15 protein-coding genes are annotated in these 13,953 nt (G+C 50.1%); 3 read left to right on the forward strand and 12 right to left on the reverse strand.

Translation table 11 applies throughout. From position 1 onward, the window contains the following. Positions 1-15: 15 nt before the first annotated feature. From NXS99_RS00825 to dapE, 4 genes are read right to left on the reverse strand one after another with little or no spacing between them, the layout of a single operon-like run. Positions 16-183: a DUF3117 domain-containing protein gene (locus NXS99_RS00825; RefSeq protein ID WP_259286771.1), complete on the reverse strand. Its 168-nt coding sequence runs from the start codon at positions 181-183 to the stop codon at positions 16-18. Between the two features lie 24 nt (positions 184-207). Further along, the gene (locus tag NXS99_RS00830; RefSeq protein WP_259286772.1) at positions 208-378 is read right to left on the reverse strand and encodes a hypothetical protein; all 171 of its coding nucleotides are present in this window, start codon (positions 376-378) and stop codon (positions 208-210) included. Further along, the gene (locus tag NXS99_RS00835; protein ID WP_259286773.1) at positions 379-1,125 is read right to left on the reverse strand and encodes a TIGR00730 family Rossman fold protein; all 747 of its coding nucleotides are present in this window, start codon (positions 1,123-1,125) and stop codon (positions 379-381) included. A gap of 14 nt (positions 1,126-1,139) precedes the next feature. Continuing rightward, a complete protein-coding gene (gene dapE, locus NXS99_RS00840) occupies positions 1,140-2,225 on the reverse strand; it encodes a succinyl-diaminopimelate desuccinylase (protein ID WP_259286774.1) in 1,086 nt (361 codons plus the stop codon). Between the two features lie 66 nt (positions 2,226-2,291). Here dapE and NXS99_RS00845 point away from each other — a divergent pair, with 66 nt between their 5' ends. The 3 genes from NXS99_RS00845 (at position 2,292) to dapD (ending at position 5,653) form a co-directional block, all read left to right on the forward strand. Further along, positions 2,292-3,206 (forward strand): DapH/DapD/GlmU-related protein, encoded by a 915-nt coding sequence (locus tag NXS99_RS00845; protein WP_259286775.1) that lies wholly within the window; start codon positions 2,292-2,294, stop codon positions 3,204-3,206. A gap of 89 nt (positions 3,207-3,295) precedes the next feature. Further along, positions 3,296-4,669 carry an amino acid permease gene (locus NXS99_RS00850; protein WP_259286776.1) on the forward strand — a complete coding sequence of 458 codons (1,374 nt, stop codon included), beginning with the start codon at positions 3,296-3,298 and terminating at the stop codon, positions 4,667-4,669. A 6-nt stretch (positions 4,670-4,675) separates the two neighbouring features. Next, a complete protein-coding gene (gene dapD / locus NXS99_RS00855; RefSeq protein WP_259286777.1) occupies positions 4,676-5,653 on the forward strand; it encodes a 2,3,4,5-tetrahydropyridine-2,6-dicarboxylate N-succinyltransferase in 978 nt (325 codons plus the stop codon). 75 nt (positions 5,654-5,728) lie between these two features. Here dapD and NXS99_RS00860 read toward each other — a convergent pair whose 3' ends face one another. The 8 genes from NXS99_RS00860 to typA form a co-directional block, all read right to left on the reverse strand. Beyond that, the gene (locus NXS99_RS00860) at positions 5,729-6,250 is read right to left on the reverse strand and encodes a GtrA family protein (RefSeq protein WP_259286778.1); all 522 of its coding nucleotides are present in this window, start codon (positions 6,248-6,250) and stop codon (positions 5,729-5,731) included. A 47-nt stretch (positions 6,251-6,297) separates the two neighbouring features. Then, positions 6,298-7,113 (reverse strand): pseudouridine synthase, encoded by an 816-nt coding sequence (locus NXS99_RS00865; RefSeq protein ID WP_259286779.1) that lies wholly within the window; start codon positions 7,111-7,113, stop codon positions 6,298-6,300. Position 7,114: 1 nt separating this feature from the next. Then, entirely contained in the window at positions 7,115-8,209 is a 1,095-nt protein-coding gene (gene dapC, locus NXS99_RS00870) for a succinyldiaminopimelate transaminase (protein WP_259286780.1), read from the reverse strand. A gap of 105 nt (positions 8,210-8,314) precedes the next feature. Next, the gene (fdxA, locus tag NXS99_RS00875; RefSeq protein ID WP_259286781.1) at positions 8,315-8,632 is read right to left on the reverse strand and encodes a ferredoxin; all 318 of its coding nucleotides are present in this window, start codon (positions 8,630-8,632) and stop codon (positions 8,315-8,317) included. A 56-nt stretch (positions 8,633-8,688) separates the two neighbouring features. Continuing rightward, a complete protein-coding gene (locus NXS99_RS00880; protein WP_259286782.1) occupies positions 8,689-9,078 on the reverse strand; it encodes a hypothetical protein in 390 nt (129 codons plus the stop codon). Further along, the gene (gene mshB / locus NXS99_RS00885; protein ID WP_259286783.1) at positions 9,075-9,956 is read right to left on the reverse strand and encodes an N-acetyl-1-D-myo-inositol-2-amino-2-deoxy-alpha-D-glucopyranoside deacetylase; all 882 of its coding nucleotides are present in this window, start codon (positions 9,954-9,956) and stop codon (positions 9,075-9,077) included. The genes NXS99_RS00880 and mshB overlap by 4 nt, the downstream gene beginning before the upstream one ends. Further along, a complete protein-coding gene (locus NXS99_RS00890; protein ID WP_259286784.1) occupies positions 9,949-11,694 on the reverse strand; it encodes an ABC transporter family substrate-binding protein in 1,746 nt (581 codons plus the stop codon). The genes mshB and NXS99_RS00890 overlap by 8 nt, the downstream gene beginning before the upstream one ends. A gap of 291 nt (positions 11,695-11,985) precedes the next feature. Continuing rightward, entirely contained in the window at positions 11,986-13,899 is a 1,914-nt protein-coding gene (gene typA / locus NXS99_RS00895) for a translational GTPase TypA (protein ID WP_259286785.1), read from the reverse strand. Between the last annotated feature and the right edge of the window lie 54 nt (positions 13,900-13,953).

The raw sequence follows: 13,953 nt of genomic DNA on the forward strand, positions 1-13,953 counted from the left end.
CATAAAAACTTCTTGTTATTCACTCACAGCCTGCAAAAGACCAGCAAGCTCGCTTGCTTCTTCTTTATTAAGCTCAATAACCAAGCGTCCACCACCGTCCGTTGGGATGCGCATCACAATCTTACGACTTTCAAATACCGCTTCCATCGGACCATTTCCCGTACGAGGTTTCATGGCAGCCATAGTTATCTCACCGTCTTCTTTGCGTTATGGTTGTGGTTCTTCTTCTAATTGTACTCCCTCAACCGCCTTTAGGGGGTGAGAGTCGTGATAGTGTTGAATTTCCTCTGCAAAACTTTTCCCAAGAGTGCGATATGTCACTAGCACACAGACCGCTGTTAGCAGTGCTAATACGATAAGCCCAATAGCAATTGCCATCTAGGATTCCTTAGAGTGTGGAATATGCGCACAAATATGGGCAACGGCTTCATCGATGGAGTCCGTAAGCAAGAATAAATCCAAATCTTCTGGACTAATCGTGCCCTGTTCCACCAATGTATCTTGTAACCATTGCACCAATCCGCCCCAGAATTTGGTGCCCAGTAGCACAATTGGGAAATTGGTGACTTTCCCAGTCTGCACCATACATAGCACTTCAAACAGTTCGTCGAGTGTACCTAAACCACCTGGCAGGCAGACGAATGCTTGGGAGTACTTTAAAAACATGGTTTTCCGAACAAAGAAGTAACGGAAATTTAATCCCACATCAACGTAGTTGTTGAGACCTTGCTCATGCGGCAGCTCAATACCTAAACCAACGGACAATCCTGCACCATCATGGGCACCTCGGTTGGCGGCTTCCATCAATCCAGGGCCACCACCTGTGATCACAGCAAAACCTGCTTGGGCTAAGCGTTGCCCGACTTCTTGCCCCATCGCATACACTGGCGAATCTTCTGGTGTACGCGCGGAACCAAACACAGTCACTGCAGTTGGCAGTTCACTTAAAGTATCAAAGCCAGTGACAAATTCACTTTGGATTCGCAGCACGCGCCACGGATCATTATGCTTCCAGGAATTATCTTTCGGAGTTTCGAGCAAACGTTGATCATGGGTTGAAGCTTGTGGTTGATCAGTTCCACGAAGCAGGACAGGACCGCGCAGCATGCGTGTGTGTTCATTCATAGTGTTCATCCTACTCATGCCAGATAGGTTCGCAGTGTTGCCGCAACATCGACAATCATCTCAACTGGGCATTGTTCATCTGGTTTATGGCAAAAACTTGGATCTCCTGGGCCGAAATTCACAGCAGGAATCCCCAACTCACTAAAGCGTGCGACATCGGTCCAGCCATATTTTGCCCGTACCTGACCACCTGTTGCAGCAATGAGATCTTTGACCACTGGCCGATCTAATCCTGGCCGCGCTCCTGGGACTGCATCGTCAATTTCATACGTCACACCTTCTGGAAGATTCAATACTTCCAGCATGTGTGCAAGTGCTTCATCAACACTGCGATGTGGTGCAAAACGGAAATTCACAAACATCCAGGCAGTATCTGGAATGGTATTTGTTGCCACCCCAGATTCACAGTGCACAATATTTAAGCCCTCGTGGTAGAGACAACCGTCGACAAGCACTTCTTGCGCATCATATGCCGCGATCGCACTAATCACCGGTGCCAGCTGGTGCATCGCATTGATACCCAACCAGCTGCGTGCTGAGTGTGCGCGCACGCCATGCCCGATCACGCGCAAGCGAATGGAACCTTGGCAGCCTGCTTCAATAACTGCACCTGAAGGCTCACCCAATAATGCAACATCGCCTGCAAGCCAGTCTGGATGTGCCTGCTGGATATGTCCCAAACCGTTGTATTGGCTGGCAACTTCTTCCCCCTCGTAACACACCAAGGTGAGATCATGCCGCAGTGCTGGATCATTGGCCAAGGTCGCAAAGGTATGTAGATAACAGGCCATGCCAGATTTCATATCTACGCTGCCTAAACCAAATAAGGTGCGTTCGCCTTGCTCGTTTTCACCAAAATGGGATGGATGGTTATCTGCAGCAGGCACAGTATCGATATGACCTGCGAGGATAACACGCGAGCCCAGTCCCCTATGAGTACGCGCAACTAAGGTATTGCCGTGGCGTAAAACTTCAACGTTAGTAATCTCACGTAAAGCGGTTTCGAGTGCGTCTGCAATCTGCTTTTCATTGTGGCTTGGGCTTAAAATGTCCACAAGAGCTGCAGTAAGTTCAACTGGGTCCGTTGTCAAATTCAACATGATCATTAGCTTAGCGAAATGTTTCTTGACGCGTAAGGCATCTTGCAACCGTATAGAATATTGCTCATGTCGGTTATTGGTGCACACGCAGTTGGTATCGCAAATATTGCCCTTGATGGGTCGGTTCTTGATACGTGGTTTCCTACCCCGGAATTAGTGGAAAATCCTACCTTCGATACCCATACAGAACGCCTCGGAGCACAAGATTTACCACCACGACTGTTATCTTTAGTGCGCCTTGACGACGATCGCATGGTGGAACAAGTAGCAGTTCATACATATATTCGAGATCTGCAAGAAGAAGCCATTGATGCTCACGACGTGTACCTACGATTGCATTTACTTTCACACCGCTTGGTCAAACCTAATTGTCTCAATATGGTTGATGCAGTAGCCAAGCTGTCTGTGGTGGTATGGACAAATAAAGGCCCGTGCTTGCCTGATAATTTTGAGCATATGCGCACGTCTTTGCGCACCCGAGGACTCATCCACGTCTACGGCATTGATCCTTTACCCCGTATGGTCGATTATGTGGTTCCTACCGGGGTACAAATTTCAGAAGCCGAGCGAGTGCGTCTGGGCGCATATCTTGCCGAGGGCACAATGGTCATTCGCGAAGGATATGTTTCGCATAATGCAGGTACGTTAGGTCCGTGCCGAGTGGAAGGTCGCATTGCTTCTGGCACTACAGTAGGTCAGCATTGCAGCTTGCAACTTTCCTCAGCGCTTATCAGCGAAAAACCACAGCCATTACAGATTGGCAATAATTGTTCGATTGGTATTTCTTCAACTGTTCATGGTGTGAATCTGGGCGATAACGTAATTATTGGCAATACTGTCACCATTGCGCCAACCACGCCTTTATATTTTGCTGATTCTGGCACGGTGGATGTTGCAGGCACCATTGATGGGCAATCTGATTGGTCAATTACCCTTGAGGCCGGTTCGATTCTGCCGGTTGCAAGAAAAATTGCGCAATAATTGGCAATCTTTGCAATATCATTGCGAGTTTGCTGGGAAACTAGAATCAAATTTCGCATGAGCCCCTATACCAGATACTCTTTGAATTTATGAGTACAGATAAAAATAATTTGGGTACGGGGCTCAAAACACGCCACCTGACCATGATGGGGCTTGGCTCCGCAATTGGTGCAGGGTTGTTCTTGGGCACCGGAGTCGGTATCCAAGCAGCCGGACCGGCTGTGATCTTAGGCTATATTTTTGCCGGCATCATGGTGGTCTTTTTCATGCAAATGCTCGGCGAACTGGCCGCTGCGCGACCAAGTTCAGGATCCTTTTCTGTTTATGCAGAACAAGCATTCGGTCACTGGGCCGGCTTTACCGTAGGTTGGCTGTACTGGTTCATGCTCACAATGGTGATGGGTGCTGAAATGACTGGCGCTGCAGGCATTATGAGCGCCTGGTTCGGAGTCGATCCATGGATTCCAGCACTGATCTGCGTCACAATTTTCGCAATTATCAATCTGGCTCATGTCAGCGGATTCGGTGAATTCGAATTCTGGTTTGCGCTGATTAAGATTGCTGTGATTATTGCCTTCTTAATCATTGGTGTGCTGTTGATCTTTGGCCTGCTACCAGGTACGGAATACGTTGGTACTCGTAATTTGCTTGGCAACGGCTTTATGCCAAATGGCATTACCGGTGTGGCAACTGGTTTGTTAGCAGTTGCGTTCGCCTTTGGTGGTATTGAGATCATCACCATTGCCGCAGCTGAATCTGAAAACCCAGCAGCATCCATTTCTACTGCTGTACGCTCTGTAATCTGGCGTATTTTGTTCTTCTACCTCGGCTCTGTGATCGTGATTTCCGCACTGTTGCCATATGAAAGCATTGGCGGAGCTTCCAACGCTGCAGAATCTCCATTCACCATGATCTTAAGCATGGCACATCTACCATATGTCACAGGTTTTATGGAACTGATCATTGTATTAGCGCTGCTGTCTGCCTTTAACGCACAGATTTACGGTACCTCGCGTCTGATCTTCTCATTGGCACAGCGTCGCGATGCACCAAGCATTTTCGCAAAGATTTCTGCTCAAGGTGTGCCAACAAATTCGGTAATCTTGTCCATGCTCTTTGCCTTTGGCTCAGTAGCATTGCAGTACTGGAACCCAGCAAACTTGCTCGGCTTCCTCTTCAACGCCGTTGGCGGTTGCTTATTATTCCTATGGGCGATGATTGCATTGACCTGGATGAAACTGCACCCAGAATTAGTTCGCAACAATGAACTGACACAAGTCAAGATGGCATGGCACCCATACAGTGGTGTTCTCGCGCTGAGCTTGCTGGCAGTTTTGATTGCATTGATCTTGAATGATCCAGGTTCACGCGGCCAGATTTCTGCTGTGATCGTGCTTGCCGCAATCACCATTGGCGCCAGCTTCTTCACCCCTAACGGCCGATCCAAAAAGCATGTAAACTAACATCTCATGACAACTTATGCACGCGCTACAGGTGTAGCAACTCTTCATTCAAACGGCACAATTCTCGATGCTTGGTTCCCAGAACCAACCTTAGGTCAAGGTGAAATGACCGCAGGTACAACCCAGTTGACCGAAGTTCCTGTAGAATTTGCCGCGCTGGTGGGTACTGACGAGGCTCGTCAGACCACTCGCGTTGCAATTACCACTGTGATTGCTGATCTTGATGCTGCACCTGTCGATGCATATGACGCATATCTGCGTTTGCATCTGCTCTCTCACCGTTTGGTGCAGCCACATGGGCTCAACCTTGATGGTGTGTTCGGATTGCTGGCAAATGTTGTATGGACGAACTTCGGCCCATGCCTGCCAGCCGGCTTTGAGCTGACCCGTGCACGCCTTGCTGCTCGCGGCCAAGTCATTATCTACTCGGTCGATAAATTCCCACGCATGGTCGATTATGTCGTTCCAACCGGTGTGCGCATTGGCGATGCCGATCGTGTTCGTCTTGGCGCACACTTAGCTGAAGGCACCACAGTTATGCACGAAGGCTTCGTAAACTTCAACGCTGGTACCTTAGGCAATTCCATGGTGGAAGGACGTATCTCCGCTGGCGTTGTCGTTGCCGACGGCTCCGATATTGGTGGCGGCGCATCGATCATGGGCACCCTTTCTGGTGGCGGCAAGCATGTTATTTCCATTGGCAAGCGCTGCCTCTTAGGTGCAAACGCCGGCCTTGGTATTTCGCTTGGCGATGACTGCGTGGTTGAAGCAGGCTTGTATGTTACTGCTGGTTCAAAGGTAATTGCACGCGGCGGTGTTGCCACTGCTGCAGGTGTTGCCGATGGCGATGCTATTAAGGCCGCTGCCCTATCCGGTGGCAACAACATTTTGTTCCGCCGCAATTCTTTAAGCGGTGCAATTGAAGCTGTGGCGTGGAAATCGGCGAAAGTCGAGCTCAATGCTGCACTACACCAGAATGCATAGCACCAATTAAGGTGGCAATCCTTTCGCCGTCGAGAAGCTTGAAGTTCAAACTTCCTGCTCTCGGCGGCTTTTGCATTATTTGCCTAGCGACGTTCGTCGGAAGGTCCAGACCTTATTCAAAATGAAATTCACCGGCATCGATACCACAATCGCAGCAATCGATGCCCAATAAAACTTCGTGCGGAAGCCTGTGGAATCATCGAAAATTTGGCTCGATAATGCTAGCGGACTTTCCGGATTCATCAGTAATGTCGCGACGATCTGGCTGACAATGAAGGCCATAATGCCAGTGGCGAGGAATGGGAAGAAGCCGCGGATCCACGACACCATTACATCTGATTTGAAGGTCCAGAGACGATTGAGCTGGTAGTTCCACGTGTTAGCGACGAAAAAGGCAATCGTCATCACGACGTGATACCAACGAATATGAAATGGACTCCCGAATAAATTGGCGACGGCGTCATGCTCGCTGATCTGCCAGAAGGCGCGTGCTAGCTTGCGCACAATATAGACCACTGCTAGGTTCACGATCACGCCAGAACCACCAACAATCCCAAATGCTAGAAATTGTCGGATATTGGAACCGATGCGACTCATACCTTTCAGCCTTCCAGGAGCAAACGATTATTCAAACCGCTCATACTTTACAGGGTTGTGAAGCGAAAATGACAATTAGTTTGTGGGTCATCAAATTCTAAGGTACACGCCTCTAAGGCTAAGGGCGTGGAAAGATCATAAAAATTGCGATTTTGCACCACCGGATACACATCATCACCAAGAATCGGTGAGCCGAAATGTGCGCACAGCACGCGGAGCTGATGCGTATGCCCGGTTATTGGTTGCAGCTCAACCAATGTTGGACTCAGTACTGTGACCTTGGTGGTTGTCATTCGCCCCTGAGGATCAACGCGTACTTGCGGTTGTCCTTTGTCTTTGACCATTCCCAGCTGCACTGTGCCACTTGGGCCAGTCCATGGTCGGGACACGGTTGCTCGATACGTTTTTTGAATCTGAGACGTGGCAAATAATTGCTGGTATTGACTCCGCGTTGCAGGATTTACCGAACATAAGACCAATCCGGCTGTCATGACATCCAGGCGATGCAATGGCACAATATCAGGGTTATTCAGGATTACCCTCAACCTTGTTTGTAAGGTATTGACCACAATTTTGCCGTTTGTGGTGGTGGGAAGAAAATGCGGTTTCCACGCTATTAAGAAATCTTCATTTTCATAGAGCACGCTATGCTGCACAGGTAGCACTGGTTCATCTGGAACTCCTGGCCATACCCAGGCATATACGGGTCGATCCAAAGGAGTGCCTGCTGGCAGCACACTTAATGGCGGATAGGGGCTATCACCTGCCTGGGCAGCAAGATACTGCCCAGAATCAGGGACAACACCAGTCAGGCGAACTTTTTTCCAGCTAATCCCCTGACGTGCTGCTGGCCGCAGGGCCATATTAGGATGCTAAACGGTTTGGGACTTGTGCAATATCTGCATCACTGCCGGTTAATGCCACTCGGACATAATTTACGGCCTGCTCACCATAGAATTCACCAGGAGCAACCAAGATGCCACGCTTTGCAAGCCAAGCAACAGTCTCCCAACAATTCTCATCGCGAGTCATCCAGAGATACAATCCGGCTTGAGATTCTTCAATGCGGAATCCTGCTTCCTGGAAGGCTTGGATGAGCAAGACGCGTCGAGAAGCATAGCGCAGCTTTTGCAAGGCTTCTTGATCATCGTCGTCAAGCGCTGCTGTCATGGCTGCTTGGATCGGACCTGGCATCATAAGCCCTAAGTGCTTGCGAATTTCTGTGAGCTCAGCAATAATCGCGGCATCACCTGCAAAGAACCCGGCGCGGTAGCTTGCGAGGTTTGAGGTTTTAGACAAGGAATGAATTGCCAAAAGGTTGGTGTAGTCGTTCTCGCAAATCTCAGGGTGCAAGATGGAATAGGCTTCGCCTTCCCAAGTCAGACCCAAATAGCATTCATCAGAGGCAATGAGTACGTCATGCTTACGCGCCCATGCAATTAAGGTGCGCAGGTGCTCTTTGCCAAGGATGGCACCAGTTGGATTAGATGGCGAGTTAAGAAATACCAGATCAATGGAGTCTGGATCGGCTAATTCCCAAGGCCGATCGCTACGAATCACCTGCGTATGTGCCATTAAGGCTGCAACTTCGTAGGTTGGGTATGCAATTTCAGGAATCACCACACTACCGGTACATCCCAGTAAGAGCGGGAGTAAGCCAATGGCTTCTTTGGTACCGATCACAGGCAGGACTGGAACGTCGGCTGCAACGTGATAGCGGCGTTGCAAGGAAGCGCCGATGGCGGTGCGAAGTGCAGCGGTACCAATGGTTTGTGGGTAGCCTGCGACTTCGGCTGCCTCCGATAATGCCAATTGAATACCTGGGGCAACGGGATCGACTGGGGATCCAACGGAAAGATTAATCAAACCATCTGGATGTTGTGAAGCTGCGTGCTTTGCTGGTTGTAATAGGTTCCATGGGAAATCTGGAAGCGTTGCACGTAATGAACGTCGAGCCATGTTTGATCCTTGCCTGCAGGAAAGTTGAAAAGAAGAAAAGAGAAAACTCTCACCACTGAAAAGAGCTTCTGTGTGAGAGTTTATTCTCATAGAGAGTGATTGTACTTATGCTTGTGGTGGAAGGGCTGCCACAAATGGTGGGTCGAAATCCTGTGGGCCAGTTTTCGCGGCGCCACCTGGTGAGCCGAGTTCGTCGAAAAATGCAGCATTTGCTTCGTTGTATTCCAGCCACTCATCTGGTACATCGTCTTCGTAGAAGATTGCCTCTACTGGACATGCTGGTTCGCATGCACCACAATCCACGCACTCATCAGGGTGAATATAGAGCGAACGCTTGCCTTCATAAATGCAATCAACGGGGCATTCTTCCACGCATGCTTTATCCATCACGTCAACGCACGGTTGCGCAATCGTGTACGTCATTTAGGGATCCGCCTTCAACACATATTCGTCTAATTTTTTGGATTCGTTCTATTATGTCACTTCTTGGCAAGAACTGGCCAACCACCGCCCAACGCACCAGCTAAGAGGAGAAGAATACTGCGGAAATTCGAACCAACAAGCTGGTCTCCAGTCAGTGGCGGCGAGACCATCAATAGAAAGAATCCCCCCAACCAAACCCATAGTGGGATCAGCGCAAGTGCTGTGTGTTTCGTCCACAGAAGGCTCGTTTTTGTGAGCACCTTGGTAAAGAAAAATGCAATTGGGATGGTATACGGCACCGCGATGCCACCGATCCAGGTCCCCAGATACACGACTTCTAAGAGCACAGAAATTGCGGCGCCGATGCTCAGCCATAGCAGCCCAAAGGCGGCTTCTGCTTTGCTAAACGACGTATAGGTGTGCTTCTCAGTCACGTGTTCGCTCATTGTGCGATCCTTAAAGTCTCGAGCACTGATTGTTGCACTTCAGCGCTATATTGCTGTGACCATTGATATTGTTCATAACGCAGTACTGGCTGGGCAATCATATTTGAGAGGCAAAATGTCAGCGGTGCATACTCTGCATCACCGCGCACAGGATAGGCGGCGGTTTCTGCTAATGGGTGCAGGCTGCCATCAGCAATCCATAATTGGGTTGCATGGGCTTTCATTGCGGCGATTTTCATGCCGAGTTCGCGATCATCAAGGCGTAGTTCCCAATCGACATCATCCACGCAGGCGAGTTCTCCAGCGGCAGGCATCCGCCATGAATCTGGTGCATCGAGACATGCGAGACCTTGGGCTAACCGCGCTTTGCCGGTCACACACCAGACAACTGGAATTTCCCCTGCACTAGCCTGAACGAGTTCATGTGCGCGAATATGGTCAGGATGTCCATAGCCGCCATCTGGGCCATAAGTAATGATGACATCTGGCTGAAGCTGTGTAATCAGCTGCTGAAGCTGAGCCTGGGCGGTAGCACCAGAATGCACAAATGCGCGTGGGTGGTCATGGGCTGGATCACCGACCATGCCAGAATCACGCCACTGCCCTAAGCCTCCCAAAAAACTTCCGCGTGCATCAAGCTGGGCAAGAGATGCCGCAAGTTCGTGGACTCGATAGCCGCCAAGTTGATCGGTATGTTCGGCAGTAAGATATTGGTACTTTTCTCCGATAACTTCGCCTTGTTCACCAAGGGTACAGGTCACAACGTGAACAGCAACTCCGTATAAACGTAAGTGTGCGATGAGCCCGCCTGTCCAAATCGCTTCATCATCTGGATGCGCATGTACGAAGAGCACCTGCGGGATTTTGTGATTATTCATCGACACTCCAACTTTCTAGTGAGCTTAAGCCGCGTGGCCATTCGAGTAATTCAGGATTTGGTCCTTGGATACCGTCGCCAAGCACTTCCACACGGATTTGACGTGCGATGACGGTATGGTAAGCCTGTTCGCGTTCTATCGCCTCAATGGTAGCGCGGATCACAGATTCTTCAACTTCGCCGGCATAGTATTGCGCAAGTTGAGCTTGGAAGGTTGGCTCACAAAAACCTGACAAATTAGAACCAAAATGGCCAGCATACGGGCAATCATACCGTTGCGGGATACTAGTGGCGCTTGTAACCACAACTGCATCAACATAGCCAAATGGAATGCTGCTCTGAACTAATCTGCGAGTATCGAGGGTGATCAGTTTGGCAGGTACTTGGTGTTGGCGAAGTGAAAGTACCAGGGCACGAGCGGCATTGACATTGGCTTCGCGGACTGGATCAACACCAATGCGTACCTCGCGGCCAAACTGCTGCAGACGCGCAACAGCTGCTGTTATAATTTCTGGACTTGGCGTCGCAGCAGATGTCGAGGAGGTTACAGACGATGCTGGCACTGCAGCTTCGGTACTGCTGTCTGCGGGAGTACTTGGTACTGGTGGCGGTGTGACTACCGTGGTAGCTGACGACGCTGCCGCAGCTGACGACGCCGCGGTAACTGACGGAGCTGGCGAGCCAGGAGTCGCCTGTGGTGGATGTATGTCTTGGAACTGCTCGGCTCCAAATTCCAAATAGTTATCACGCCCATACGCCATACGCGCAAGTACATGCGGATCGATCAACGTGCGCAATGCTTGCCGAATTTCTGTGGACAGCCGGCTGCTGGCCACCACTTCTAAGACAAAGTCAGCGTACTCATTTCGAATTTGAGTGTTTTCGAGTAACCCATACGCTTCAACGGATGTCTGTGTTGGGCTGATATCCAAAAACCCTACTTGGCCAGACTCTAAGAGGTCCATACCTTGTGCAGTATTCCGGATTTCGCGGAATGTTACAGTTTCTACCTGCGCAGGATCTGCACCCCACCACCGATCATTGCGATTTAAGGTAATGACACCACGCTGTCGATCAATGGAGCGGACACTAAATTTTCCGCCAGATGCTGGAATCGTCTGCGCAAGTACTTCATCAAAAGACTCTCCACGTACTAAATGCGAAGGCAATAATCCTTGAAACAGCGTTGGCCATTGTGCAAATGGTTGCGAAAACTCCACAATAACGGTTTTCCCAGCATTCATGGAATCGATGTCAGCAATCGCACGATACCCTGCTGGATTCACCGTTGCAGGATGCTTGAGCATCTCCTGCCACAGATATTCGAAATCAGCCACTGTAATTGGCGTGCCATCTGACCACTGAGCCGCTTCTGCGATGTCGTAACGAATAACTTGAACAATATTTGGATCATCAGAAGATTCTTCCGACACTGCGGTAATGAAGTCGGTATTGAGTTCATTATGCACAAAGACACTTGGCAGCACCAGTGAGCTTAACACGCGCGTAAAGCGGGAATCGTCGCCAAGCAGATGTGGATTGAAACCAGCTTCAATCGGATCAATTCCGATCGCAACTTCAGAAACTTGCTTGGTCACAGGGGTTTCTGGCGTAGAACTTGCAGCTGGACGAACTTGTCGAGCAACTGAATCTTCAATAGGGGCAGGCCCCGGCGCGGCTGCACAACCACACAGCAGCATTGTTGCAGCTACTGCTACCCCACTCCAAAGCGACTTCATAGGTTCTAGCATACAAAAGTTATATACACCGTGATGGTATATGCACGATCATGGTGCATACGTGCGCTGCGGACGTGCAGCGATGATTGTAACACGTGAGGAACCTTCATGAAGATGTGAGGTCTGCGTCGCGATTTCTGGCGCATGTCGTGGTTTCGTTGCTGCTCACAGAAGATCGAAACGCCGACCAAGATTTTGAGAGTAGGTATCAAAGACCCCGTAACCACAACAACCGCCACTGGTCGAAACCAAAGTGGCGGTTGTTGGTGGATATTTATACTACCGAAAGGATTACTGATCGCGCTTCTTATCGCGTGAACGTGCACGAGAACGCTCAGTAGCATTCAAGATAACCTTACGAACGCGCAAGACGTTCGGAGTTACTTCAACGCATTCATCTTGACCACAGAACTCCATGGCTTCATCAAGGGAGAGCACATGTGCTTTTGCCAAGGTGACAGTTGCGTCTGCGTTTGCCGAACGCATGTTCGTCAGCTTCTTTTCTTTGGTGATATTGATGTCAATATCTTCATCACGATTATTAGCACCAACAACCATGCCTTCGTATGCTTCCATACCTGGCTCAACGAAGAAGTTACCGCGATCAGCCAACTGGGTCAGTGCATAGGCAGTGATCTGACCAGATCGGTCAGCAACCAGGGAGCCGGTGGCACGGTCTTTAATCTCACCGGTCCATGGACGTGGTTCGATGGAATAGGAGTTTGCAATACCTGCGCCACGGGTTTCAGTTAAGAACGTGGTACGGAACCCAATCAGGCCACGGGAAGGAACATCAAATTCCATACGCACCCAGTCACCGGAAAGGTTTGCCATCGCGGTCATTTGCCCCTTGCGAACAGCCATCAGCTGTGTCACATTGCCTTGGTATTCAGCTGGGGTATCAATCACCATGTGATCATGTGGCTCATGCAAGACACCATCGATAGTTTGGGTCACAACCTGTGGCTTACCAACGGTGAGCTCGAAGCCTTCGCGACGCATGGTTTCAACCAGCACGGACAGGGCCATTTCGCCACGGCCTTGGACTTCCCAAGCGTCAGGACGCTCGGTTGGCAGCACGCGAATCGAAACGTTACCGATCAATTCTTGATCCAAACGTGCCTTCACCACGCGAGCGGTCAGCTTGTCGCCGCCGCCGCGACCTGCCAGTGGAGAGGTGTTCACACCAATGGTCATCGAGATCGCTGGCTCATCGACGGTGATACGCGGCAATGCCACTGGGTTTTCAATATCAGCGAGGGTATCGCCAATCATGATGTTGTCGATACCGGAAATCGCAGCAATATCGCCTGCAATCATTGCTTCATCAGTGGACTCGCGAGTCACACCAACAGTGCGCAACAGTTCTGCAATTTTAACGGTCTTGACATGCTGGTTGCCTTCATCATCATAGTGAATCCAGGCAACTTGCTGGCCCTTCTTCAACTGACCTGCATGGATACGAACCAATGCGATACGGCCCAAGAAGGAAGAGGAGTCAAGGTTGGTCACATGTGCTTGCAGTGGAGCATCAACGGTTGCTGATGGCTCTGGCAAAACATTGTGAATAACATCGAACAGTGCTTGCAAATCTTCAGCCTCTGGCACATTGCCATTGCCAGGATTCACTGTTGAAGCCTTACCTTCACGGCCAGATGCATACAGCACTGGCAGATCAAGCAGTTGCTCAGCAGCTTCGGCTGCTTCTGGATCATCCAAGGAAGATGCAAGTTCAAGCAGCAAGTCTTGAGCTTCTTCCACGACTTCATCAATACGTGCGTCAGGACGGTCAGTCTTGTTCACGACAATAATCACTGGCATCTTGGCAGCAAGGGCTTTACCGAGCACGAAACGGGTTTGTGGAAGTGGACCTTCCGATGCGTCGATAAGCAGCACAACTCCGTCAACCATGGACAGGCCGCGCTCGACCTCGCCACCGAAATCGGCGTGGCCAGGGGTGTCGATGACGTTGATGATAAGGTCGTTGCCGTCCTTGCCTAAGCCTTTACGGCGAATCGCGGTGTTTTTCGCGAGGATGGTGATGCCCTTTTCCTTTTCGAGATCACCGGAGTCCATGACACGATCGGTGACTTCGCCACGATCGCCAAATACACCGGATTGCTCCAGCATGGCATTCACAAGAGTTGTCTTGCCATGGTCAACGTGGGCGACGATGGCAACATTACGGAATTCTGGACGGCTCAAAAGCTTACTCCAAGGTATAGAAAAAAATTAACGGTATAACTCTACTCCACATTT

It is taken from the genome of Corynebacterium sp. HS2168-gen11 (assembly GCF_024834075.1).
In the GTDB taxonomy this organism is placed as follows: domain Bacteria; phylum Actinomycetota; class Actinomycetes; order Mycobacteriales; family Mycobacteriaceae; genus Corynebacterium.